This is a genomic window from Streptomyces sp. NPDC005803 (genome assembly GCF_040630435.1).
GTDB lineage: Bacteria > Actinomycetota > Actinomycetes > Streptomycetales > Streptomycetaceae > Streptomyces.
In genome coordinates, this window is sequence record NZ_JBEXXO010000019.1 from 42,336 (window position 1) to 64,802 (window position 22,467).

Here is a 22,467-nt window from a genome sequence, read left to right on the forward strand (position 1 = left end):
TGCTCTACCGGCGGGTGGGGGCGCGGGTGCCGGGGGAGCCTTCGAGGAGGCCTGTGCCGCTTCCGTTGTCGCGTCCGTCGTTGTCGCCGGCTCCGCCTCCGGCTCCGTCGTCCGCGTCGTCCGTGTCGCCTGCGTCGTCGCCGCCGGTGTCCGTGCCGCCGTTCCCCGTGGTGCCGGCGGGGCCCTCGGTGATGCCGGGTGTGGTCGCGGGGGCGGGCGGGGCGGTGGGCGGAAGGCTGGACGGAGTGTCCAGGGGCGACGCGGCGGACGGGCTCGGCGAGGGCCGGCCGGTGCGGCCGGGTGCGGTGGTGTCCGCGCTGGGCAGTTGGGTCTCGTCCGTGCCGCTCTCGAGTTCGAGGTCGAAGCTCTTGACGGGTGCGCCGAGCAGGGCGGCTTTGGTGTACTGCGCCCAGGTCTGGGCGGGGGCGCCGCCGCCGTTGATGCGCCGCTGGCCGAGGGCTCCGTAGAGCGATTCGTGTGCCCCGGTGGTGGGGTCCTGGCCCATGACGGCGATGACGGTGGCGAGGTCGGGGGTGTAACCGGCGAACCAGGCCGCGGTGTCCTCCTCGGCGGTGCCGGTCTTTCCGGCGGCGGGGCGGCCGGCGCCCTGGGCCGCGGTGCCGGTGCCGCCGTCGACGACGCTCCGCAGGATCGAGGTGGTGGTGTCGGCGGCTTCGCGGCTGACGGCCTGCTCGGTGGTGCGGTCGGGGAGCTTGATGGTCTCGCCGTCCTTGGTGACGTGGTCGACGAGGGTGTGGGCGCCGTGCTCGCCGTGGTTGGCGAGGGTGGCGTAGGCCTCGGTCATGTCGAGGACGCTGGCGGTGGAGGGGCCGAGGGCGATCGACGGGGAGGCGGTGAGGTCGGGGGTGTCTTCGGGGATGCCGAGGTCGGTGGCGGTGGTGCGGACCTTCTCCGGGCCGACGTCCTCGGCCATCTGGGCGTAGACGGCGTTGACCGACTTGTCGGTGGCGGTGCGGACGGGGATGGGTCCATAGCTGACGTCGTCCTCGTTGGCCGGGGCGTATCCGGTGGGTCCGCCGGGCCCCTGGACCATGCGTTTGTTGGTGCCGTCGTACACGGTGTCGGGGGTGATGCGCCGGCCGTCCTGGGTGGTGGAGCGGTTGGCGACGGCGGAGGTGAAGACGAAGGGCTTGAAGGTGGAGCCGACCTGGTAGTCGCGGCGGGTGGCGTTGTTGACGTACTGCTCGGTGTAGTCGATGCCGCCGTACAGGGCGAGGACGCGGCCGGTGGCGGGGTCGATGGAGGCGCCGCCGACGCGGACGTTGCGGTCGGCCTTGTTGCGGGTGCTGGTCTTGGACATGACGTTGGCGTCGACGGCTTCGACGAGGGCGTCCTGGTTCTTCTTCTCCAGCGTGGTGGTGATGCGGTAGCCGCGGGTGGCGAGGGTCTTCTCGTCGAGGATGTCGTTGCGGACGAGGTAGTCCTCGACGGCCTGGACGATGTAGCCGCGCTGCCCGGAGAGGCTGTTGGCGGGCTTGACCGGGCCGGGCACGGGGAAGGCGAGGGCGGCGCGTTCGCCGGGGGTGAGCCAGTCCTCCTTGACCATGCCGCCGAGCACGTAGTTCCAGCGGGCGACGGCCGCGGGCCGGTTCTCGGGGTGGGTCACGACGTCGTAGGCGCTGGGGGCGTTGAGCAGGGCGGCGAGGTAGGCGCCTTCGGCGGTGGTGAGGTCGCCGACGTCCTTGCTGTAGTAGGCCTGGGCGGCGGCCTGGATGCCGTAGGCGTTGCGGCCGAAGTAGCTGGTGTTGAGGTAGCCCTCGAAGATCTGGCCCTTGGACTCTTCGCGGTTCAGCTTGATCGAGATGAAGAATTCCTTGATCTTGCGGACGACGGTCTGTTCCTGGCCGAGGTAGTAGTTCTTGACGTACTGCTGGGTGATCGTGGAGCCGCCCTGTCTGCCCTTGCCGGTGAGGGTGTTCCAGCCGGCCCGGAACATCGCTTTGACGTCGACGGCGCGTTCGGAGTAGAAGTCACGGTCCTCGGCGGCGAGGACCGCGTGCTGGACGGTTCGGGGCACCTGGGCGAGTCTGATGTTCTCCCGGTTGACCTCGCCGTCGCGGGCGATGACGCTGCCGTCCTTGTAGAGGTAGACGTTGGACTGGGCCGTGGCGCTGGCGTTGGCGGGCGGGATGTCGACGAGCTGGTAGCCGGCGATGAAGCCGCCGGCCAGGACCAGGGCGATGAGGAGGATGCCGCCGAGGACCATGCGCCAGGTGGGCAGCGCGCGGCGCCAGCCCGTGCGCTTGGGGCGCTTGGCCTTCTTCTGCTTCTTCTGCTTCTTCGCGCCCGGGTCTCCCGGGGCCCCGGCGCTCTGCTCCGCGGGAGCGGCGGCGTCGGCGGACGGGTCTCGGGGGGTCCAGCCCTGGGGGGTGGGGTCTCCGTTCTGCTGCTGTGGCTCGTCGCTCATGTCGGTGCAGACTCCTCGGCCGCGGTCAGTTCCCCCATAGTGCCCCTTTTCGGGAGATATCCACCGGATCGACCTCCGTAAAGCGGTCGCGGCGGCTGCCCCGGCTGGACTAGGCTCCTGCGCTTTGGTGTCCGCGTGCGGCGGGGCACCCGGATCGTGGGGGGTGGTGGGGTGCGGCTCTATGCGGTGGTGGCGGCGGGAGGGTTCCGGCGCCATGCCACGTACCGGATCGAGACGGCCGCGGGGGTGTTCACCAACACGGTCTTCGGCTTCGTCCTGGCGTACACGTACGCCGCGTTGTGGGACGAGCGCCCGCACCTCGGCGGTTACGACATGGCGCAGGCGCTCACGTACGTGTGGCTGGGCCAGGCGCTGCTGATGACGTGCGTGATGATGGGCGGCGGCTTCGAGGACGAGCTGATCGAGCGGATCCGTACGGGCGATATCGCGGTCGACCTGTACCGGCCGGTCGATCTGCAACTGTGGTGGATGGCCGGCGACTTGGGCCGCGCGGCCTTTCATCTGCTGGGGCGCGGCATCCTGCCGATGGCCCTCGGCTCCCTCGCGTTCGACCTGGCGATGCCCACGTCGCCGGGTGTCTGGGCGGCCTTCCTGGTCGCGGTGACGCTGGGGGTCGTGGTGAGTTTCGCGATCCGCTATCTGGTCGCGCTGTCGGCGTTCTGGCTGATGGACGGGGCGGGGGCGGCGCAGATCGCGTTCCTGGCGGGGATGTTCTTCTCGGGGATGCTGCTGCCGCTGAATCTGTTCCCGGGACTGCTGGGCGAGGTGGCCCGGGCGCTGCCGTGGTCGGCGCTGCTCCAGGTGCCGGCCGACGTGTTCCTCGGCAAGCACACGGGGTGGGGGCTGGTGCGGGTGTACGCGTTCCAGGCGGGCTGGGCGCTGGCGCTGCTGCTGGCGGGGCGGCTCTTGCAGTCGGTGGCGACGCGGAGGGTGGTGGTCCAGGGTGGCTGAGGCGGTGGACGGTGCTGTGGTTCCGGGGCCCGCGGTGGTGTTCGAGCCGCGGTCGCGGGTGGCCGAGGGGGTCCGGGCGTACGGGCTGATCGTGGCGATGTGGCTGCGCTCGACGATGGCCTACCGGGCGTCGTTCGTGATGACGACGTTCGGGAACTTCGCGGCGACGGCGTTCGACTTCGTTGCGATCCTGCTGATGTTCTCCCACATCGACGCGCTGGGCGGTTTCACCCTGCCGGAGATCGCCTTGCTGTACGGGGCGGCGGGTACGTCGTTCGGCCTGGCGGACCTGCTGATGGGGTCGATGGACCGGCTGGGCCGCCGGGTGCGGGACGGCACGCTGGACACGTTGCTGGTGCGGCCGGTTCCGGTGCTGGCCCAGGTGGCGGCGGACCGGTTCGCGCTGCGCAGGCTGGGCCGGGTGAGCCAGGGGGTGCTGGTGCTGGGCTACGCGCTGGTGACGCTGGACATCGACTGGACGGTGGCCAAGGTGGTGCTGGTGCCGCTGATGGTGCTGAGCGGGGCGGCTATCTTCGCGGCGGTGTTCGTGGCCGGTGCGGCGTTCCAGTTCGTCGCGCAGGACGCCTCGCAGGTGCAGAACTCGTTCACCTACGGAGGCGCGACGCTGTTGCAGTACCCGCCGACGGTCTTCGCGACGGACCTGGTGCGCGGGGTGACGTTCGTCGTCCCGCTGGCCTTCGTGAACTGGCTGCCGGCCCTGTACGTGCTGGGCCGGGACTATCCGCTGGGCCTCCCGGACCAGGCGGCGTTCCTGCCTCCCCTGGTGGCGGGTGTGTGCGGGGCGGTCGCGGGCCTGGCCTGGCGCGCGGGCCTGCGGGCGTACCGGAGCACGGGAAGCTGATGGAGCGCGAACGAGAAGGGGCGACGGGCATGGACACGGACTTCATCGAACTCGACGGCGTCGAGAAGGTCTTCGACGTCCGCCGCAGGACGGGATTCCTGCGCCGCGAACGGCGTGAGGTGCGGGCCGTCGACGGGATCAGCTTCCGTGTGGCGCGCGGGGAGATGGTCGGATACATCGGCCCGAACGGGGCCGGGAAGTCGACGACGATCAAGATGCTGACCGGGATCCTCACCCCGAGCGCCGGTGCGCTGCGGGTGGCGGGCATCGACCCCTCCCGGGAGCGTACGAGGCTGGCTCACCGGATCGGTGTGGTCTTCGGGCAGCGCACCACGCTGTGGTGGGACCTGCCGCTGCGCGACTCCTACCGGCTGGTCCACCGGATGTACCGGATCCCCGATGCGCGCTTCCGCGCCAACATGGACCGTTGCATCGAACTCCTGGACCTGGGCGAGTTGTTGGACGTGCCGGTGCGGCAGCTGTCGCTGGGGCAGCGGATGCGCGGTGACATCGCGGCGGCGCTGCTGCACGATCCGGAGGTGCTGTACCTGGACGAGCCGACGATCGGCCTCGACGTGGTGTCGAAGGCCAAGGTCCGTGGTTTCCTGCGGGACTTGAACGCCGAACGCGGTACGACGGTGCTGCTCACCACTCACGACCTGACCGACATCGAGCAGTTGTGCAAGCGGGTGATGGTGATCGACCACGGCCGTCTGATGTACGACGGTGCGCTCGCCGGGCTGCACGAGGTGGGCGGGAGCGAGCGCATGCTCGTCGTGGACCTGGAGCGTGAACTCCCGCCCATCCGGCTGGAGTCGGAGCCTTCGGTGCGTACGGTGAAGGTGGAGGGGGTACGGCAGTGGCTGGCGTTCCCGGCGTCCGCCTCGGCGGCGCCGCTGGTGGCGCGGATCGCCGCGGAGTATCCGTTGGTGGACCTGTCGGTGCGGGAGCCGGACATCGAGGCCGTGATCGCCAAGATGTACGCGTCGGCCCCCGGCCGGTAGAGCGGTGACGTGAGCGTACGCGTTCAATAGGCTGCTCGGTATGACAAGCGAACTTCCGGATATGCGCGCCTCCGACACCGAGCGTGAACGCATCGCCGAGATCCTGCGCGAGGCCGTGGCCGAGGGCCGGCTGCGGATGGAGGAGTTCGAGCAGCGTCTCGACGCCGCCTACAAGGCCCGCACGCACGGTGAGCTCGAACCGCTCGTCCGCGATCTGCCCGCCCCCGGCGCCCCGCCGGCGCCGGTGGCCGCGGGGCAGCCGCGGACGGGCTCGGTGGCCCGCTGGTCCGACCGCGTCGGCATGCCGGCGACGTCCAGCGGCGGCTTCGCGCTCTGGGGCGGGTTCCGGCGCCAGGGGAACTGGACCGTGGGCCGGGTGTTCACGGCGTTCGCGATGTGGGGCGGCGGCCACATCGACCTGCGCGAGGCGAACTTCGAGGACCGGGAGGTGGTCGTCCGCTGCTTCACGATCATGGGCGGCATCCAGGTGACGGTCCCCCCGGACCTGAACGTGGACGTCCGTGGCATCGGCATCATGGGCGGTTTCGGGGAGCACACGAAGGACGACGGGGACCCGGCGCCGGACGCGCCCCGGGTGCGGATCACCGGCCTCGCGCTGATGGGCGGCGTCGGCGTGGAGCGCAAGCGGAGCAAGGCGGAGAAGCGGCGCCTGCGGGACGCCGAGCGCAGGCGGGGACGGCTGGAGAAGGGCGACGGCGGGCGGTAGGACGCGCCGTCAGTCCTTCACCACGCCCGGGCCCTTGCTCTCACAGCGCGTCGGACGACGGCCGGGCGCGCAGCAGGGCGCTCAGGTCCACGAGGGAGCCCAGGCCCTGGTATCCGGCGTCGTTCAGATGCAGGTGGTCGCCGGAGTCGTAGGCGGGCCGCAGCCGTTCCGGCCGCGCCGGGTCGCGGGCCGTGCGGTCGAAGTCGAGGACCTGGTCGAAGATCCCGCCGGCCCGGATCGCCTCGTTGACCCGGGCGCGTACGGCGTCGCGTGCGGGGGTCCAGTTGCGGTGCCCCTCGTACGGCATCAGCGTCGCGCCGATGACCCGCAGTCCGCGGGTGTGCGCGCGCCGCGTGAGGGTGCGCAGGGCCTGCGTGATCCGTGCGGGGTCCGCCTGCTGCGGGGAGGCCTGGATGTCGTTGATGCCGAGGGCGAGGACGACGGTCTTCGCTCCGGCGACGCCCAGGACGTCGCGTTCGAAGCGGTCGAGCCCGCGTGGCCCGGTGCCGTCGCGCAGGAGGCGGTTGCCCGCGATGCCCTGGTTCACCACCGCGTAGCGCCCGTGCAGCCGGTCGGCGAGGACGTCGGGCCAGCGGCTGTTCTCGTCGGTGGTGGAGCCGCTGCCCGCGGTGAGCGAGTCGCCGAACGCCACGAGCGTTCCGGTGGCGGCCCGGCCCCGTACGTCGACGGCGGTGAGGTAGCGCCAGTCCGTGGTGCGGTGGGTGCCCAGCGGGTCCTCGGTGAAGGACGTCTGGTGGCTGTGGGGGTGGACGGTGACCGGGCCCCGGGCGGTGGGGGTGCGCAGGGTGACGACGAGATCGGCGTCGGCGGCGACCGGGACGACGACGGGGTCGCCGACGGTCTGCCGGCCAGGGGCGACGGTCACCGACGGCGCGCCGCGGAACGTCACCGGGCGGCCGTTCACGGTGACGCGGTCGATGAGCAGCGGATGCGTACCGAAGAGGTTGGAGAAGGTGAGGCGGGCCGCGTCGCCGCCGATGCTGGTGTGCACGACGTTACGGATGGTCCGCACGCCCGGGTCCGCGCCCTGCTGCGGGGCCGGCTCGCCGCGGACGGGGGCCGCCGCCCAGGTGGCGAGCCAGAGGCCGGTGGAGTGGGCCGGTGCGGCGGGGGCCCGGACCGCGCCCTGCGGGACCGGGGCGGCCACCCCTTTCGTCCGGGGCCCGGTGAACAGCAGGGAGCCCGCGAACGCCACGAGGGCGGCGAGCGCGGCGGTGCCCGCCACTAGGGCGATGAGCAGGGCGTGACCCTGGCGCCTGGGCATGGACGGTGTGTCTCCTCGTATCTTCGTGGGCCGGACCCATGATGCGGCAGGGCACGGGGAACTCGACGTGCGGCCCGGGAGTAGGTCAGGTAAGGACAATGCGTACGGCTTGCCGGGGGCGACGGTTACGCGGACGGGTGGAGCGGATGGAACGGATCGAAGGCACGACCGAGGACGCGGCGGCCGGCGCGGGCGGTTCGGGGGCGGGGCCGGGGCGACGCGCGGGCGGCCGCCCCTCGGCCCCCCTCGCCTCGTTCGCGTACACCGCGGCGGACGAGGAGAAGCGTCGTGGCGTACGGCGTATGAAGACCACGGCCACCGGCCTCCTTCTGCTGGTCGCGCTCGTGTACGTCCTCGCCACCTGGGCGAAGAACGAGGGGGTGGGCGGCTGGCCGGGCTTCGTCGCGGCGGCCGCCGAGGCGGGCATGGTGGGTGCGCTGGCCGACTGGTTCGCCGTCACGGCCCTCTTCAAGCGTCCGCTCGGACTGCCGATTCCGCACACCGCCATCATTCCCACCAAGAAGGACCAGTTGGGGGCCTCACTCGGTTCCTTCGTCGGCGAGAACTTCCTGTCGGGCGGGGTCGTGCGCGACCGGATCCACTCCCTGGCCATCGGCGGCCGGCTCGGCGCCTGGCTCGCGGAGCCGGCGCACGCGGACCGGGTCACGGCCGAGGCGGCGACCGCGCTGCGGGGTGCGCTGACCGTGCTGCGTGACTCGGATGTGCAGGCGGTGGTCGGTGAGGCGATCACCCGGCGGGCGAACGCGGCGGAGGTCGGCCCCGGCCTCGGCAAGATGCTGGAGAAGGTCGTCGCGGACGGCGGCCACCGCAAGGTGGTGGACCTGGTGTGCGTGCGGGCGCACGACTGGCTGGTGCTGCACGGCGACTCGGTGATGGACGCGGTGCAGGGCGGTGCGCCGGGCTGGACCCCGCGGTTCGTCGACAAGCGGGTCGGCGAGCGCGTCTACAAGGAGCTGCTGCGGTTCGTCACCGAGATGCGCGACATGCCGGGGCATCCGGCGCGCGGCGCGATCGACACGTTCCTGACGGACTTCGCGGCGGATCTCCAGACGGACGCGGAGACCCGGGCCCGGGTGGAACGGCTGAAGTCGGAGATTTTGGGACGCGCCGAGGTCCAGGACGTCATCGCCTCGGCCTGGTCGTCCGTCCGCACGATGGTGATGGCGGCCGCGGAGGACGAGCGGAGCGAGCTGCGGCTGCGGGCCCGTTCCTCGCTGATGGCGCTGGGCGCCCGGCTGGCGACGGACGGGCGGCTCCAGGCGAAGCTGGAGGGCTGGCTGGAGGACGCGGCGGTGTACGTCGTGACGACGTACCGGACGGAGATCACCTCGCTGATCACGGACACGGTGGCCGGCTGGGACGCGGACCAGACGTCGAAGAAGATCGAGGCCCACATCGGCCGTGACCTGCAGTTCATCAGGATCAACGGCACGGTGGTGGGCGCGCTGGCGGGGTTGTTGATCTATTCGGTGTCACGGGCGCTGGGCGGCTAGTGCCGTGACCGGGGAGGTCCGGCCGGTGGGGACACCCGGGGGCCTCGGAGGGAAGCGCTGAGGGGGCCGGGTGCGTATCCGCCCTGTCGATGGTTCGGATACGCACCCGGGTGATGCGGGGGAGTGCCCCTCAGTACGCACCCCGCGCCGCCCGCGTTCAGGCCGCGCGGAAAAACCTTCCGCTCAGGCGGCGCGACGGGTGACGGCCCACGAGGCGGCGGCCATCGTGCCCGCCACGGTGAACACCGCGGGCCAGGCGCCGACCTTCTTCGCCAGGGGGTGCGATCCCGCGAAGGCGGCCACGTAGGCGGTGCTCAGCGCGGCGGCGGCACGCGGTCCTGCCTGCCGGTTCCACTCGTACGCCGCGACCCCGCCCGCGGCGGCGAGGGCGACCCCGCCCAGCGGCCGCTTCCTGGTCCACCGCGCGACGGCGTAGCCGCCGACCAGTCCGCCCGCCGCCACCGCCGCTGCCGGAACCTTCGCCATCGCCGCCACCTCAGCCTTCTCGTAGATCGTCGCCGTGCGCGCGGCGCACCGCCCGTACCGGCTCTCGGCTCCGAGGCTAACGCGGTGTTCCGGCCTCCCGTCGCCGAGGGGGTGCACATCCGTTTACCCTGGGGGTGAACAGGCGTACACCCCCGTCGCCCCGCGCCCTCCTCGCCGCTGAACACCGTACGGAGACACATGCCCGCGGACCTGCCGGACCCAGCCGCCCCCGCGACCCCCGAGGTCCGGGCCCCGCACCCCCGCTTCGCCGTGGCCGTGCTGGCGTTCTGCGGGGTCGTCGTCGCGGTCATGCAGACGATCGTCGTACCGCTGCTCCCGCACATCCCCGAGCTCACCGGCGCCACCCCCGCCGCCGCGAGCTGGCTGGTGACCGTCACCCTCCTCACCGGAGCCGTCTTCACCCCGGTCCTCGGCCGGGTCGGCGACATGTACGGCAAGCGCCGGGTGCTGGTGGCCTCGCTCGCGGTGCTGGTCGTGGGATCGGTGCTGTGCGCGGTCAGCTCTCACATCGAGGTGCTGATCACCGGCCGCGCCCTGCAGGGCGCCGCGATCGCCGTCGTCCCGCTGGGCATTAGCATCCTGCGCGACGAGCTGCCGCCCGAGCGGGTCCTGTCCGCCGTCGCGCTGATGAGCTCCACGCTCGGGATCGGCGCCGCCGTCGGCCTGCCGGTCGCCGCCCTCGTCGTGGAGAACTTCGACTGGCACACCATGTTCTGGGTCTCCGGCGTGATCGGTCTCCTCGACATCGCGCTGGTGCTGCGCTGCGTACCGGAGTCCCCGCTGCGCTCCCGCGGCCGTTTCGACGCGCTCGGCGCACTGGGCCTGTCCGCCGCCCTCGTCTGTCTGCTGCTCGCGGTCACCCAGGGCGCCGGCTGGGGCTGGGGCTCGGCCCGGACGGTCGGCCTGCTGGTGACGGCCGTGGTGGTGGCGCTGCTCTGGGGCGCGTACGAGCTGCGCGTGCCGACGCCCATGGTCGACCTGAGGATCTCCGCGCGCCCGGCCGTCCTGCTCACCAACGTCGCCGCCCTGCTGATCGGCTTCGCCTTCTACGCGAACTCGCTGGTCACCGCCCAGATGGTGCAGGAACCGAAGGCCACGGGGTACGGGCTCGGCGCCTCGCTCGTCGTCAGCGGACTGTGCCTGCTGCCGGGCGGGGTGGCGATGGTGGCGCTGTCACCCGTCTCGGCCCGGATATCCGCCAAGCACGGCCCGAAGGTCAGCCTCGCGCTGGCGGCCGGGATCATGGCCGCCGGATACGGGGTGCGGTACTTCACCAGCCACAGCCTGTGGCTGGTGATCGCGGGCGCCACGGTCGTCGCCGCGGGCACGGCCATCGCGTACTCCGCCCTGCCCGCCCTCGTGATGCGCGGGGTCCCGGTCAGTGAGACCGGGGCGGCCAACGGCCTGAACACCCTCATGCGGTCGATCGGACAGGCCTTCTGCAGCGCGACGGTCGCCGCCGTCCTGGCCAACCTCACCTTCCAGGCGGGCGGCAGAACGGCTCCGACGCTCCACGCGTACCAGCTGGTCTTCGTGATCGCGGCGGGCGCGGCACTCGCGGCCCTGGCCGTCACGCTGTTCCTGCCGGGCCACCGGCCGGCCCGGCCGGGTACGGTCGAGGAGAGCCGCAAGGCGCCGGGCACCCGTACGGCGGGTGTGCGGACGGAAGAACTCCAGGAGGGCGCATGACCGGCGGCCGGGCCATCGCCACGGCCCCCGTCCCCGCCGAGGCGGGCAGCGGCCGGGACGCGATCCTGCGCGCCGCGCGACGGGCGTTCACCCAGCGCCCCTACGCCGAGGTGACGATCCGCAAGATCGCCGCGGACGCCGGCGTCAGCCCGTCCCTCGTGGTCAAGCACTTCGGCCGCAAGGAGCAACTGTTCAACACCGTGGCCGACTTCGGCCCGGAGGCCGCGGAACTCTTCGACGCCCCGCTGGACGTCCTGGGCCGCCACCTGGTCGTCACCCTGGTGACCCGTCGCCGCGCGCTCAAGTCCGACCCCCTGCTGCGGGTCGTCTTCTCCCTCGGCAACCAGGACGAACGCTCCCTGCTGCGCGACCGCTTCCACGAACAGGTCACCGACGCCCTGACCGCCCGGCTGCCCGGCCACGACCGCGCCCTGCGCGCCGAACTCCTGGCCGGCCACCTCCTCGGCCTCGGCGCGACCCTCAGCCTCCACCGCGAGGGAGCGGGCGCGCTCGCCTCTCCGGAACACATCGCCGACCTCTACGCGCCCGCGCTCCAGAAGCTGATCACCGGCTGACCGGGTCTGACCGCCGACCGAGCCGAGCGGCACGCGCGACCGCGCCGACCGTCCGGCCGCCGCTCAGCGCACCGGTCTGACGGAGGCCGGGCCTGCGGTCGGCAGAAGGACGGCGGCCGGGGTGGGAGCCCCGGCCGCCGTCCGTGAAAGGCCCGGTCAGCCCGCCGCGTTGCGCCAGACGGTCACGTCCACGGTCATGTACGTACTGGGGGAGTCCTCGGGCGACTGGCCCTGGTACGTCAGGAGGGCCACGTGCCCGGAGCCCGTGGTGATGCAGACCTGGCGGCCCTTGGAGAGCTTGTTCACGTAGATGCTGTCGGTGAACCGGGTCTCCGCGCGGCAGACGGCCAGCGACCCTTCCTGGCCCGGGTCGAGCCGGACCAGCGTCCCGTCGGTGCCTGCCGCGTCGAGGTGCCCGCCGGTGCTGTAGTAGACCAGTTGGTCACCGCCGCCGTCACCGTCCTGAGGCTTGAGGCCGTCGTCGCCGAGCGTCAGGTTGTATCCGGAGGTGAGGTTGATGCCCGGATACTCGATGGGCTCGGGGTCCGGCTTGGCGGACGCCGCAGGATCGGTACCGGTGTCCGTGCCCCCCTCCCCTTCGCTCGGCGACGAACCGGCCTGCTTCGGCGTGCTGTCACCCTTCGGCGTGCTGCCGCCCTTGGGCGACTCGCTGCCCTGCGAGGACTTCGCGTCGTCCTTTTGGAGGAAGTACGCCGTGCCGCCGCCCGCGACGCCGACGACCAGCGCGACGGCGATCGCGATGGCGGCGACCCGGCCACCGCGCCGCTTCGCGGGCGGCGGCGTCGCAGGCCCCTGGGGCGACAGATGCCCGGGGTGTGTCTGGGCGGCCTGCGCGGGGTACGCGCCGGGGTACGGGCCAGAGGCATGCGCCTGCGACGGCGGAACCGGCTGATAGGGCTGAGCGGCCTGAGCGGGCTGGGTGGGCGCCGCCTGGTGCTGAACCGGGTACGGGGTGTGCGGAGCCTGCGGCGTCTGCCCGGGCGGCGGAGTGACCGGCGGGCCGAACCCCGGAGGCGGCGTGCTCGGGGCCGCGGGGGTCGTGGGCGAGTAGGCGACCGGGGGAGCGACGGCCGGGGCGGCGGTCGGCGGCGGCGGCGTCTGGGCCGGGGCGGGAGCGGCCGCCCGTACGGTGATGTCGGCGGCGACCGGGCTCGGCAGCCAGTCCTCCGGGCGGCGCAGCACCGTCTCCGCGTTCGCGGTCTGGCAGAGCGCGATGACCTCGGCGACCGAGGGCCGGGCCTCCGCGTCCTTGGCCAGGCAACGGCTGACGAGGTCCATCAGCCGTTCCGGAACACCGGTGAGATCCGGCTCCTCGTGGACGATCCGGTAGAGCACCCCGTGCGAGGTCCCCTCGCCGAAGGCCGGGGAGCCGGTGGCCGCGTACGCCGCGACCTGCCCGAGCGCGAAGATGTCGGTGGCCGGGGTGACCCGGCGTCCCGCCGCCTGCTCCGGGGCCATGAACGACGGCGTGCCGATGGTGACCCCGCTGCCGGTGAGCGAGGTCGCGTCGGCCGCGTACGCGATACCGAAGTCGATGACGCGCGGGCCGTCGGCGGCGAGCAGCACGTTCGACGGCTTGAGGTCGCGGTGCACGATGCCCGCCCCGTGAATGACGTGCAGCGCCTCCGCCATACCGGCGATCAGCAGCAGCACGGCCTCGACCGGCAGCGCCCCGTGTGCGACGACCGCGTCGGCGAGCGAGGGGCCGGGCACGTACGCGGTGGCGAGCCACGGCTGCGCCCCGTTGGTGTCGGCGTCGATGACGGGCGCGGTGAACAGCCCCTGCACACGCTGCGCGGACTGCACCTCCTGCGCGAACCGCCGCCGGAATTCGGGGTCTTCGCCGAACTCGGGACGGATCACCTTGATGGCGACGGGCCGCCCGCCGGGCGTGTACGAGAGGTACACCTTGCCCATGCCGCCCGCACCGAGCTTGGCGGCGAGACGGTATCCGGCGATGGTGGCCGGGTCGTCGCCCGCGAGTGGCTGGAAGACCTGGGAGGCGCTGCCCCGGTGTGGCTGCTGACCGCTCATGAACTCATAACTCCCCCGAAGAGCACTGCTGTCGAACCGGCACCCTATCCAAATCCTGACGGGTACAGGACGCGAGGACCAGGGGGCCGTACGTTCTGGTCGGCCGGAGCAGCGTACGGGACGGGCGGGACGGGCGAACGGGCGGTTCGGGCCGACCCGGATGAGGGGAAGAAGACTGCTCCCGGGCCCCCTGCTCAGGGGGCCTTGAGGAGTTCGCGGAGGTGCTTGACGTGCGCCTGGACGTCGCGGGTGAGGGGCGGCGGGTCGACGACGGCCGTGGAGGCGGGGGAGGGTGCGCGGCACGGGCGGCAGAGGCCGTCGACGAGTGCCGCCGAGGGCCCCGGCGAACGGCATTCGGTGCACTCCACCATCAGCCGGGGCCCGGGGGCGCTGGCCGCCTCCGTGGGCGCGGGGGCGCTCGGCAGCCGGGGCGGGAGCTTGTCGTGCAGCCGCCGTCGGACGAACCCGGCGGGCGACCCGATCCGTTGGGGGAGGCCCGAGACGAGCGCGTGCGTGAGGTAGGCCGCGTCCACACCGCGCGCCAGCCAGGAGGCCGCAAGCGCTTCGAGGGCGAGGCAGTCGGCCTCGGAGAGGGCCAGCCGGGGCTCCACGCCCCCGAGTCGGGCGAGGGCGAGGTAGGCGGGGGAGAGCGCGGCGGGGGAGGGGGCGGCGGGACCGGGAAGGCCGGGAAGGCCGGGAAGGCGGGGAAGGTGGCCGGGAAGGCCGACGAGGGCGTCGGGTGTCTCGGGTGTCTCGGGTGTCTCGGCGGCGGCCGGACCGGGAATCGGCACCGGGCCCCGTGCCGCGATTGCCTCCGGCTCGGCTGCCGTCTCGGCCATCGTCTCGGTCGTCGGCTCGGCCGTCGTCTCGGGGACGCGCTGCTGCGGTACGACGACGGGCGGCCCGGCCGCGAGGGGTGACGCGGGAACCACCTCGGCGAGGGGTGCCGCCGCCGCCGCCTGGGCGGAGAGGAACGTGCCCCACCACTCGTTGTCGCGGGCGGTGCGGGACCAGAACGTGTACGTGACCCAGCGGCCCTGCCCGCTGTCGCTGACCCTGCACCGTACGTACCGGAGGTGTCCGGCCACGCCGAGGGCCCTCAGCGCGCTGCCGACGGCCATCTGTCCGTACAGGGGAAGGATCTTGGCCAGCGACTTGATGTCCATGGCGGCACCGTCCGGCAGCCGGTCGACGAACCCGGCGATCTGGCGCTCCCGGGCCGGAAGAAGCATGAAGTCCGCTGGGCCGGGCGGGCGTTGGTCGGGCGCGGAGCGCTTGCCGTAGCCGGGGCGGGCGGTGGGGTGGGGGCGCGGGGATGCGGACGCGCGGAGGGCGGGGCTAGGGTGCTGAGCAGCCACGGGATCAACCCTTTTTTGATCTTGGGGTCAGACCCCGGCCGGTGGTGAATACACCGCGTCGGGGTCGCTTCGTTGGGGGCACCGTAAGCAGCCGCGACGCTGCGCCGCAACTTGGTCACTATTAGTCATACTTGCTGGCCGTGACGGGGAGGGTGGGCGGGAAGGTTTCCCAACCCCCCTTATGTGCCTACCTCTTGAGAAAGACGGCTCGAACCCCGGCCCTCGGATCCCGTCCCCCGAATCCCGGATCTCAAGCGCCGGGCCGGGGCCGGGCCGCGTACACACGAAGGAGTGAGCGGCCGGTCTCGGGTCCCGGGTTTCGGGTTTCGGGTTTCGGGTTTCGGGCTCCGGGGTGTTCCCGGGTCTCGGGTTTCGGGTTTCGGGCTCCGGGGTGTTCCCGGCTCTCGGCTCTCGGGTGCCGGGTGCCGGGTGCCGGGCGTCGGGCTTTGGGCGTCGGGGGGACGTCTCCGGGGTGCCCCTCCGCCCGGAGGCATCGATTCCCGTTGCCTGGCGGGTGCGCCTGTTTGATCATGGCGGCCGACAGGCACCGCGCCCGCGGTGGCCGGCCAATGGACGAAAGGCCCTTCGTGCGCAAGCTCGTGTACTACATCGCCTCCACCCTCGACGGCTTCATCGCCGGGCCGGACGGCGCCGACCCCACCGGCCCGGACGGATTCTGGCCCATCCCGGACGACTACATCGGACACCTGATCGCCGCGTACCCGGAGACCCTGCCGGGACCGGCCCGGGCCGCGCTCTCGATCACCGCGGAGGGGACGCACTTCGACACGGTCGTCGAAGGCCGGCGGTCCTACGAGATCGGCCTGAAGGCCGGCGTCACGAACGCCTACCCGCACCTGCGGCACCTGGTGTTCTCCCGCACGCTGGGCGAGAGCCCCGACCCCGCCGTGGAGATCGTCGCCACCGACCCGGGCGCGCGGGTGCGGGAGCTGAAGCAGGAGGAGGGCAAGGACATCTGGCTGGTCGGCGGCGGCGAGCTGGCCGGTTCGCTGTACTCGGAGATCGACACGCTGATCGTCAAGCTGAGCCCGATGACGATCGGTGCGGGCATTCCCCTCTTCTCCGGCAGGGCCACGTTCGACCCGACCGCCTGGACGCTCACGGACCACAAGATCCTCGACAGCGGGGCGGCGTTCCTCACGTACGAGCGCGCCACGAACACGGTCACCGTCACCGTCGAGGACTGACAGGCCGGGCCCGCGCGCGGCTGTGCCGGAGCGCAGGCGGGTAAGCGGGCGGGCGTTCGTGCGTGCGTGGCGGTGACGGGTGTGCGGGCGGTCGGGTGGGTCGGCGTGCCCGTGCTCGTGCCCGTGTTGGTGCCCGTGCGGATGCGGACATGCGCACGCCGGCCGGCGGAGGCGATGACCTCCGCCGGCCGGTGTCCCGGCGTCGCGGCATCCGGGCGTTACGACGCTGCGCCGTCCCGGTGTCCGGGCTCCCCGGGTTCACGCGACCGACGACCGAGGGCAGACGACCGACGGCCGACGGCCCGACGGCAGACGACCGACGACCGAGGGCCGTCTCAGGCGGTGGCGCAGGTGGCGCCGCTGAGCGTGAAGGCGGTCGGTGCCGCGTTCGTACCGCTCTGGCTGCCGGTGAAGCCGACGGTGACCGAGCCGTTCGCGGCGATCGTGGAGGTGTACGACGCGGGGGCGACGCTCACCGAACCGCCGGTCTGCTTGGGGGTCCCGCCCCACATGTTGGTGACGGTCTGCCCGTTGGCGAAGGCGAAGCCCAGCGTCCAGCCGTCGATGGCGGCGGTGCCGGTGTTGCGGATGGTGATCTCACCCTGGAAGCCGCCCGGCCACTGGCCGACGACCCGGTAGCCGACGGAGCAGCCGGCGCCCGGCGTGCTGCCGCCCTTGGCCGTGGTGACGCTCACCGTGGCCGAGCGTGCCGAACGGTTTCCGGCGGCGTCGCGGGCGTACACGGCGAACGTGTACGCGGTGTCGGCGGTGAGGCCGGTGACGGCGACGCTGCGGGTGGCCGAGGCGGCGACGGCGGTCTCCGTGGCACCGCTGACGCGGACGACGTCGTAGCCGGTGACGGCAACGTTGTCGGAGGACGCGGTCCAGGTCAGGGTGGCGGAGGTGGCGGTGATCGCGGAGGCGGTCGGGGTGCCGGGGGCGGTCGGGGCCTCGGTGTCCTGCGAGGCGCCGCCGAAGACGGTGGCCTCGTGCGAGGTCTGGGCGATGCCGTTGGCGCCGTGGAAGATGCGCTCACCCCACGCACTGAGCCGGGTGGGGTCGAAGCCGATCGTCAGGTCCAGGATCGGGTCGGTGTTTCCGCTCCAGGACCAGGCGATGTAGCCGAGCTTCAGCTGCTCGGCGGCGGCCATCATGGTGTCCTCGTCCGGGTCGCCGTACTGGTCGGCGGGGCCCCCGAACTCCCCGATGACCAGCGGCAGTCCGGCGTCCACGAAGGCGTGCAGGTAGTCGGTGACCTTCTGCGCGGTGTTGTAGACGCTGTACATGTGGATCGAGAAGATCAGGTTGCCGGTCGAGTCGGCGTCGTACACGGCCTGGGCGTTGTCCCGCATGACGCCCTGCCAGTCCTGGCCCCAGTTGGGGGCGTCCACCATGATCGTGTGGGCGAAGCCGGCACCGCGCAGCTTCTGGATCGCGGCGGTCGTGGGGGCGGTCCAGCCGGCCGGGTTGGTGTTGCCCCAGGGCTCGTTGCCGATGTTGATGATGACGTAGTCCTCCTGGCCCGCGAGGACGTCCTTCAGGCTGATCCAGTAGTCGGCGGCGTGATCGAGCGTGCCGGCGGCCGAGTCCTCCCCGTACCCCGTGGTGTCGTGCACCTCCAGGACGCAGATGAGCCGGTTGGCCTTGCACTGGGCGATGACGGCGGCCACGTCCGCCGGGCTGTTCTTGCTCCAGCGGAAGCCGTCGGAGAGAACGACACGGACGGTGTTGGCTCCCGTCGCCTTGATGTCGGCCAGCGACTGGGTCTCGCCGGGGTACCAGGTGTGGGCGTGGTTGACCCCGCGCATGACGAAGTCGTTGCCGTTGCCCTCGACCAGGCGGCCGTCGCTGATGTGCAGCCCGGTCGCGGCGGCGACGGCCTGCGCCGGGGCGAGGCCGCCGAGGGCGAGGAGCCCGAGGAGGGTGGCCAGGACGGTCAGGAGGACGGTGGCGGGACTCTTGTGTGCGGGACTGTTTTGTACGGGGGTCTTCGTCGTGCTTCTTGCTGTTCTCACTGCGGCTCCAGAGGGTGGGCGGGATCAAGAGCTGAGCATCGACAGACGTTCCAAAGCTTCATGGGAGCGCTCCCACAATTTGCGCGCTCCCATGAAGCCATCCAGTCAGGGGCACGTCAAGACATCGGACGGATTCGGCTCGCGGAAGAAGCGCGGGGCGGCGCGGCCGGCCCCGGGACGCGGCTGACGCGGGCCTCGCGGGCGACGACACCCCGGCGTGCGCGGCATGGACGCTCCGTGCCGCGAGCTGACACCCGATGACCTCGCACTGAGGCGGCGCGCGCGGATCGGCTACGGCGGACCCGGCGGCGGGCGCGGGCTGGCTGCTCGCACTCCAGCGGCGGGCGCGGGCTGGCTACTCAAACTCGGGCGGCGGGCGCGGGCTGGCTACCCTGACCGGTATGTCTCCGCTCAGTCTCGCGCCGATCCGCTTCTCCGCAGAGGAGATCGCCGAGGTGGTCGGGCTCTACGCGACCAACCCGGAGTACTGGCGCGCCGCCGGTGAGCACGACCCCGAGAACATCGAGGCCGCCCGGGTCGAAGCCGACCTGCGTGCGGAAGCGGCGATCGAGGGCGGTGAGGTGCTGCTCGCCCGTGATCGTCAGGGGCGCCTCGTCGGGCTGCTCTGTCTGCTCGATCGGCACCCCACGGACGGCCACCCGTGGATCGGGCTGCTCCTGGTGCACGGCGACCACCACCGCAAGGGCATCGGCCGGATGCTGACCGGCCTGCTGGAGGAGCGGTACAGCCGCGAGGACCGGAACGGCATCCGTCTCGCCGTCCTGGAGAACAACCCCGCCGCCCTCACGTTCTGGAGTGCGCTGGGCTGGCAGGAGATCGACCGCCGCGTCGACAGGGAACACGGCCGGCCCTGCATCGTCATGCACAAGCGACTGACCTGACCGGACCTTCCCGAGAACCCGGCCGCCTCAGGGGGCCCGGCGTCCTAGCCCCCCTTGTCCCTCGGGTCCCACCCGGCGGGGGGTGAGGTCTCCCAGCGTCCCGGACCGTTCGACCTGGCCCGGGACGCAACGGCGAACAGCACCGCGTCGTCATAGACCAATGGACAGGGGCGGGCGGGAGTCGCGCGCCCGTCAGGCAGGACGAAGAGGGGGAGTGCGAGTGACCGCGACCTGCGTCATTCTCGACATCGGCGGCGTACTGGAGATCACACCGGAGACGGGGTGGGTGCGACGGTGGGAAGAACGGCTGGGGATGCCGCGCGGCACGGTGCACGAGCGGATGCGTGACGTATGGCAGGCCGGGAGCATCGGGAGCGTCAGCGAACGAGGGGTGCACGAACAGCTGGCAGCACGCCTCGGGCTGGACGCGCCCCAGGTCGAAGCCTTCATGGCTGACCTCTGGACGGAATACCTGGGCACGCCCAACGAGGAACTCATCGCCTACGTACGAGGACTCCGGGGCACGTGCCGTCTCGGCATCCTGAGCAACAGCTTCGTGGGGGCCCGGGAGAGGGAGACGGAGCTGTACCACTTCGACGAACTGGTCGAGCGGATCGTCTACTCGCACGAGATCGGCATCGAGAAGCCGGACCCCCGCGCCTTCGAAGCCGCGAGCGCCGCCCTGGGCGTACCGCCGGAGAGCTGCCTCTTCATCGACGACATCGCGGTCAACGTGGAGGCCGCCCAGGCGGCGGGGATGCAGGCGCACCTGTTCGAGGACAACGCGCGAACGATGACACGCATCGCCGCGCATCTGGCCGCGGGCCCGCAGGCCACCGGCTCGGTACGGCGGGCCGGATGAAGCCGGCCTGACCGGCGCCGGGGAGGCGGCCGGCGCGCGGCCGTGGACCGTAGCCCCGTTCACCGTGCCTCGCATTCGTGCCCCGTACCCCGGACGCATGGCCAGGCTGCCCGAACTGTAGGTTCCGACCGAGTACGACGCGACCGCCGCGTCCGACGAGACCGGCCGAGTCCGACGGGGTTTGACCCCCGTTCCCTCTGAAGGCGGCGCGGTGGAACGGCAGTTCGCGCCCGGCCCGGGTCCGTACGCCGCTGCCCGTAGCCGGCCGCGTACGACGTGTCTCCCGAGTGGTGCCCGCGAACGACGACGAACGGGAAGGTGCCATGACCGACATGTGGACGGGCGAGAAGGTACGCCTGCGCGGCGTCGAGCCCGAGGACTGGGAGGGCTTTCACGACCTGGCCCGGAACACCCTCGACGTGCGCAGTGCCGACCTCGTCGAACCCCCGCGCTCCGCCGAGGGCTTCCGCTCCTGGACCGCCGAGCGGGCTGGACGTCAGCCGGGGGGTGCCGCGTTCCGTCTGGTGGTCGAGGGGCTGGCCGACCGCACCTTCGCCGGGTCGGTGACGGTCGGAGAGACCGACGCCCGTGCGGGACGGTTCCGTACGGGCATCGAGATCGCCCGCGAGCACCGCCGCAAGGGATACGCGGCCGAGGCGATCCAACTCGTCCTCACCTACATGTTCGCCGAACAGCGCCACCACAAGTGCGAGGTCGAGGTCTACGCCTTCAACGACGCCTCCCTGGCCCTCCACCGCAGGCTGGGCTTCGTGGAGGAGGGTCGGCTGCGGGAGCACGAGTACTTCGCCGGCGCCTACCACGACGTGGTGCTGCTCGGCATCACCGCCGACGAACACTGGGCGAGGCATCAGCGGCCTTCGGTGCGGTGATCCGCGGACGGCGAGCACGCTGAGCCCTCGTCGAGCTGAGATGCGATCGGCTCTGCAGGCTGAGCGCCCGCCACCCGCAACGGGGCGTTGTCCGCCACGAAAGGTTGTGGCCAGGGGGTTATGGACCGGCCACCGCGGTGAGTCGATCTGCCTCCCCTCGCCACGAGCACCGTGTGCACCGCACTGCTAAGGGGACGGTGACGAGGTGGGGTTGGGCCGAGGCCGGGGTTGCGCACCCTGGCAGGCTTCCGTCCGCTCGACTGAATGGGCGAGTTCATTTCGCAGCACCGCGGTGATTGCTTCGACGGCTCCTGCGTTCAGGATGCCGAGGTAGACGTACGGTCTGCCGGTGGAAGTCATCGCCGGCCGGATGCTGCGGTAGCTGCGTTCCGGAACGCCTAGCTCTGCGAGGGCTGCCCTCAACCCTTCGCTTGCCGTCAAGGCGGCTGCGTAGCCCTCCCGCCACTGCGGGAGGTCGACGGCGGTCATGGGATGACTCGCACGGTGTGAGGGTGCCTGCGGATCTCTACGGAAGCGTCGGTAGCGCGCGAGTAGTCGCCCGCGCTTCTGGCTGCTTGCCGTTGCTCGGCCCAACTGGAGCAGACACTGCAGTCGGCGAAAGGTTCTGGTGGTGCAGGTGGGACGGAAAATTCGAAGGGTTGGGCGATTGCCCGATTCGAAGTATTCATGGCGGTGAGAATGGCCGCCCCTATGGGACGTATCTCCATGAAGTGCCCGGTCAGTTGGGCGCACTGCCGCTACGGTCCAAGAAGGCCCAAACGTCGCAGGGAGAAGTCTTGAACGCCGCACTACGATCGGCTATGTCGGATGCTCGGCTGTCGCCCCGCAGGCTTGCGGCTCGCATCGGTGTGGCGCCAAAGACTGTAGAGCGATGGCTGGCCGACGCCGAGTTGGTGCCCCACGCGAGGAACCGTACTGACGCCTGTCAGGCGCTGGAGGTGGATGAACAGATGATCTGGCCGAAGGCTGTGCAGGACCGGGTGAAGTCGGGTCACGACCGGGAGCTCGTTCAGTCTTATCCCTACCGGTCTGCCTGCCCGTCGACCGTGTGGGGTGACTTGGTCGAACGGGCTACGGAGCAGATCTACTTGGCCGGATACACGAACTACTTCCTCTGGCTCGAGCAGCCGGCCTTCGTCGAAACCCTTCGCAGGAAGATCGATGCGGGTTGCCGCGTCCGGTTCCTGCTCGGAGATCCGGACGGTGAGGTAACTCGTCAGCGTGAGACGGTCGAGGGTGTTGCCTTGAGCGTATCCACTCGCATCCGGATCACCCTGGAACACCTGGAGCGCCTGGGCGCTGCCGACCGCGTGGAGGCCCGTTTCAGCAGCCATGAGGACGCTGTCAACCACGTGTCTCTATCTGTGTTCCGATTCGATCACCAGGCGTTGGTCACTCCGCACCTTGCGCGGCTTGTCGGTCACGATTCGCCGTTGCTCCACCTTCGGCGTCAGGGCGACGGCGGGATGTTTGACCGGTTCGCCGAACATGCCGAGGAGTTGTGGGGCCGAGGTGTGCCAGTGTCTTCCTGACCGTAGGTGAGTGAGGAACTTGGAGCGCACCCGGGTGGTACCGGGGCTCCTGCTGTCGTCA

General features: G+C 71.7%; 18 protein-coding genes. 12 read left to right on the plus strand and 6 right to left on the minus strand.

From position 1 onward, the window contains the following. Positions 1 to 4: 4 nt before the first annotated feature. On the minus strand, positions 5 to 2,428 hold the full coding sequence (locus ABZ454_RS25470; protein WP_359541167.1) for a transglycosylase domain-containing protein: 2,424 nt from the start codon (positions 2,426 to 2,428) through the stop codon (positions 5 to 7). A 171-nt stretch (positions 2,429 to 2,599) separates the two neighbouring features. Here ABZ454_RS25470 and ABZ454_RS25475 point away from each other — a divergent pair, with 171 nt between their 5' ends. From ABZ454_RS25475 to ABZ454_RS25490, 4 genes are all read left to right on the plus strand, one after another. Further along, a complete protein-coding gene (locus ABZ454_RS25475; RefSeq protein ID WP_356320214.1) occupies positions 2,600 to 3,400 on the plus strand; it encodes an ABC-2 family transporter protein in 801 nt (266 codons plus the stop codon). Beyond that, positions 3,393 to 4,262 carry an ABC transporter permease gene (locus tag ABZ454_RS25480; protein WP_359541169.1) on the plus strand — a complete coding sequence of 290 codons (870 nt, stop codon included), beginning with the start codon at positions 3,393 to 3,395 and terminating at the stop codon, positions 4,260 to 4,262. Before ABZ454_RS25475 ends, ABZ454_RS25480 begins: the two co-directional genes overlap by 8 nt. A 29-nt stretch (positions 4,263 to 4,291) precedes the next feature. Continuing rightward, positions 4,292 to 5,266 (plus strand): ATP-binding cassette domain-containing protein, encoded by a 975-nt coding sequence (locus tag ABZ454_RS25485; RefSeq protein ID WP_359541171.1) that lies wholly within the window; start codon positions 4,292 to 4,294, stop codon positions 5,264 to 5,266. A gap of 61 nt (positions 5,267 to 5,327) precedes the next feature. Further along, the gene (locus ABZ454_RS25490) at positions 5,328 to 5,993 is read left to right on the plus strand and encodes a DUF1707 domain-containing protein (protein WP_359541360.1); all 666 of its coding nucleotides are present in this window, start codon (positions 5,328 to 5,330) and stop codon (positions 5,991 to 5,993) included. Between the two features lie 40 nt (positions 5,994 to 6,033). Here ABZ454_RS25490 and ABZ454_RS25495 read toward each other — a convergent pair whose 3' ends face one another. After that, positions 6,034 to 7,278 (minus strand): SGNH/GDSL hydrolase family protein, encoded by a 1,245-nt coding sequence (locus ABZ454_RS25495; protein WP_359541173.1) that lies wholly within the window; start codon positions 7,276 to 7,278, stop codon positions 6,034 to 6,036. 98 nt (positions 7,279 to 7,376) lie between these two features. On the opposite strand from ABZ454_RS25495, the gene ABZ454_RS25500 reads away from it, so the two are divergent. Next, the gene (locus ABZ454_RS25500; RefSeq protein ID WP_359541175.1) at positions 7,377 to 8,792 is read left to right on the plus strand and encodes a DUF445 domain-containing protein; all 1,416 of its coding nucleotides are present in this window, start codon (positions 7,377 to 7,379) and stop codon (positions 8,790 to 8,792) included. 183 nt (positions 8,793 to 8,975) lie between these two features. On the opposite strand, the gene ABZ454_RS25505 is transcribed toward ABZ454_RS25500, so the two are convergent. After that, positions 8,976 to 9,278: a hypothetical protein gene (locus tag ABZ454_RS25505; RefSeq protein WP_356320136.1), complete on the minus strand. Its 303-nt coding sequence runs from the start codon at positions 9,276 to 9,278 to the stop codon at positions 8,976 to 8,978. Positions 9,279 to 9,476: 198 nt separating this feature from the next. Here ABZ454_RS25505 and ABZ454_RS25510 point away from each other — a divergent pair, with 198 nt between their 5' ends. Next, on the plus strand, positions 9,477 to 10,988 hold the full coding sequence (locus ABZ454_RS25510) for an MFS transporter (RefSeq protein ID WP_359541176.1): 1,512 nt from the start codon (positions 9,477 to 9,479) through the stop codon (positions 10,986 to 10,988). Beyond that, positions 10,985 to 11,563, plus strand: coding sequence for a TetR family transcriptional regulator (locus tag ABZ454_RS25515; protein WP_359541178.1), 579 nt, complete (start codon positions 10,985 to 10,987; stop codon positions 11,561 to 11,563). Before ABZ454_RS25510 ends, ABZ454_RS25515 begins: the two co-directional genes overlap by 4 nt. A gap of 156 nt (positions 11,564 to 11,719) precedes the next feature. Here the strand turns inward: ABZ454_RS25515 and ABZ454_RS25520 are convergent, their stop codons facing one another. Both ABZ454_RS25520 and ABZ454_RS25525 read right to left on the minus strand, forming a co-directional pair. After that, a complete protein-coding gene (locus ABZ454_RS25520) occupies positions 11,720 to 13,618 on the minus strand; it encodes a protein kinase (protein ID WP_359541181.1) in 1,899 nt (632 codons plus the stop codon). Between the two features lie 194 nt (positions 13,619 to 13,812). Next, a complete protein-coding gene (locus ABZ454_RS25525; protein ID WP_359541184.1) occupies positions 13,813 to 14,976 on the minus strand; it encodes a MarR family transcriptional regulator in 1,164 nt (387 codons plus the stop codon). Between the two features lie 587 nt (positions 14,977 to 15,563). On the opposite strand from ABZ454_RS25525, the gene ABZ454_RS25530 reads away from it, so the two are divergent. After that, positions 15,564 to 16,184 (plus strand): dihydrofolate reductase family protein, encoded by a 621-nt coding sequence (locus tag ABZ454_RS25530; RefSeq protein WP_356320126.1) that lies wholly within the window; start codon positions 15,564 to 15,566, stop codon positions 16,182 to 16,184. 335 nt (positions 16,185 to 16,519) lie between these two features. On the opposite strand, the gene ABZ454_RS25535 is transcribed toward ABZ454_RS25530, so the two are convergent. After that, positions 16,520 to 18,124 carry a cellulase family glycosylhydrolase gene (locus ABZ454_RS25535; protein ID WP_359541364.1) on the minus strand — a complete coding sequence of 535 codons (1,605 nt, stop codon included), beginning with the start codon at positions 18,122 to 18,124 and terminating at the stop codon, positions 16,520 to 16,522. A 476-nt stretch (positions 18,125 to 18,600) separates the two neighbouring features. On the opposite strand from ABZ454_RS25535, the gene ABZ454_RS25540 reads away from it, so the two are divergent. The 4 genes from ABZ454_RS25540 (at position 18,601) to ABZ454_RS25555 (ending at position 22,406) form a co-directional block, all read left to right on the plus strand. Beyond that, a complete protein-coding gene (locus ABZ454_RS25540; protein ID WP_359541186.1) occupies positions 18,601 to 19,101 on the plus strand; it encodes a GNAT family N-acetyltransferase in 501 nt (166 codons plus the stop codon). A 220-nt stretch (positions 19,102 to 19,321) separates the two neighbouring features. After that, positions 19,322 to 19,963, plus strand: a complete 642-nt coding sequence (locus ABZ454_RS25545) for an HAD family phosphatase (protein ID WP_359541188.1) — start codon at positions 19,322 to 19,324, stop codon at positions 19,961 to 19,963. A gap of 323 nt (positions 19,964 to 20,286) precedes the next feature. Then, positions 20,287 to 20,853, plus strand: coding sequence for a GNAT family protein (locus ABZ454_RS25550; protein WP_359541190.1), 567 nt, complete (start codon positions 20,287 to 20,289; stop codon positions 20,851 to 20,853). 797 nt (positions 20,854 to 21,650) lie between these two features. Then, entirely contained in the window at positions 21,651 to 22,406 is a 756-nt protein-coding gene (locus ABZ454_RS25555) for a DUF5919 domain-containing protein (RefSeq protein ID WP_359541192.1), read from the plus strand. The last annotated feature ends 61 nt before the right edge of the window (positions 22,407 to 22,467 follow it).

Coding starts and splice junctions, on each gene's coding strand:
- ABZ454_RS25490 (WP_359541360.1), top strand. CDS start 5,328: ATGCGCGCCTCCGACACCGAGCGTGAACGCATCGCCGAGATCCTGCGC.
- ABZ454_RS25470 (WP_359541167.1), bottom strand. CDS start 2,428: ATGAGCGACGAGCCACAGCAGCAGAACGGAGACCCCACCCCCCAGGGC.
- ABZ454_RS25485 (WP_359541171.1), top strand. CDS start 4,292: ATGGACACGGACTTCATCGAACTCGACGGCGTCGAGAAGGTCTTCGAC.
- ABZ454_RS25510 (WP_359541176.1), top strand. CDS start 9,477: ATGCCCGCGGACCTGCCGGACCCAGCCGCCCCCGCGACCCCCGAGGTC.
- ABZ454_RS25500 (WP_359541175.1), top strand. CDS start 7,377: ATGCGTACGGCTTGCCGGGGGCGACGGTTACGCGGACGGGTGGAGCGG.
- ABZ454_RS25505 (WP_356320136.1), bottom strand. CDS start 9,278: ATGGCGAAGGTTCCGGCAGCGGCGGTGGCGGCGGGCGGACTGGTCGGC.
- ABZ454_RS25520 (WP_359541181.1), bottom strand. CDS start 13,618: ATGAGCGGTCAGCAGCCACACCGGGGCAGCGCCTCCCAGGTCTTCCAG.
- ABZ454_RS25540 (WP_359541186.1), top strand. CDS start 18,601: ATGTCTCCGCTCAGTCTCGCGCCGATCCGCTTCTCCGCAGAGGAGATC.
- ABZ454_RS25515 (WP_359541178.1), top strand. CDS start 10,985: ATGACCGGCGGCCGGGCCATCGCCACGGCCCCCGTCCCCGCCGAGGCG.
- ABZ454_RS25550 (WP_359541190.1), top strand. CDS start 20,287: ATGACCGACATGTGGACGGGCGAGAAGGTACGCCTGCGCGGCGTCGAG.
- ABZ454_RS25495 (WP_359541173.1), bottom strand. CDS start 7,278: ATGCCCAGGCGCCAGGGTCACGCCCTGCTCATCGCCCTAGTGGCGGGC.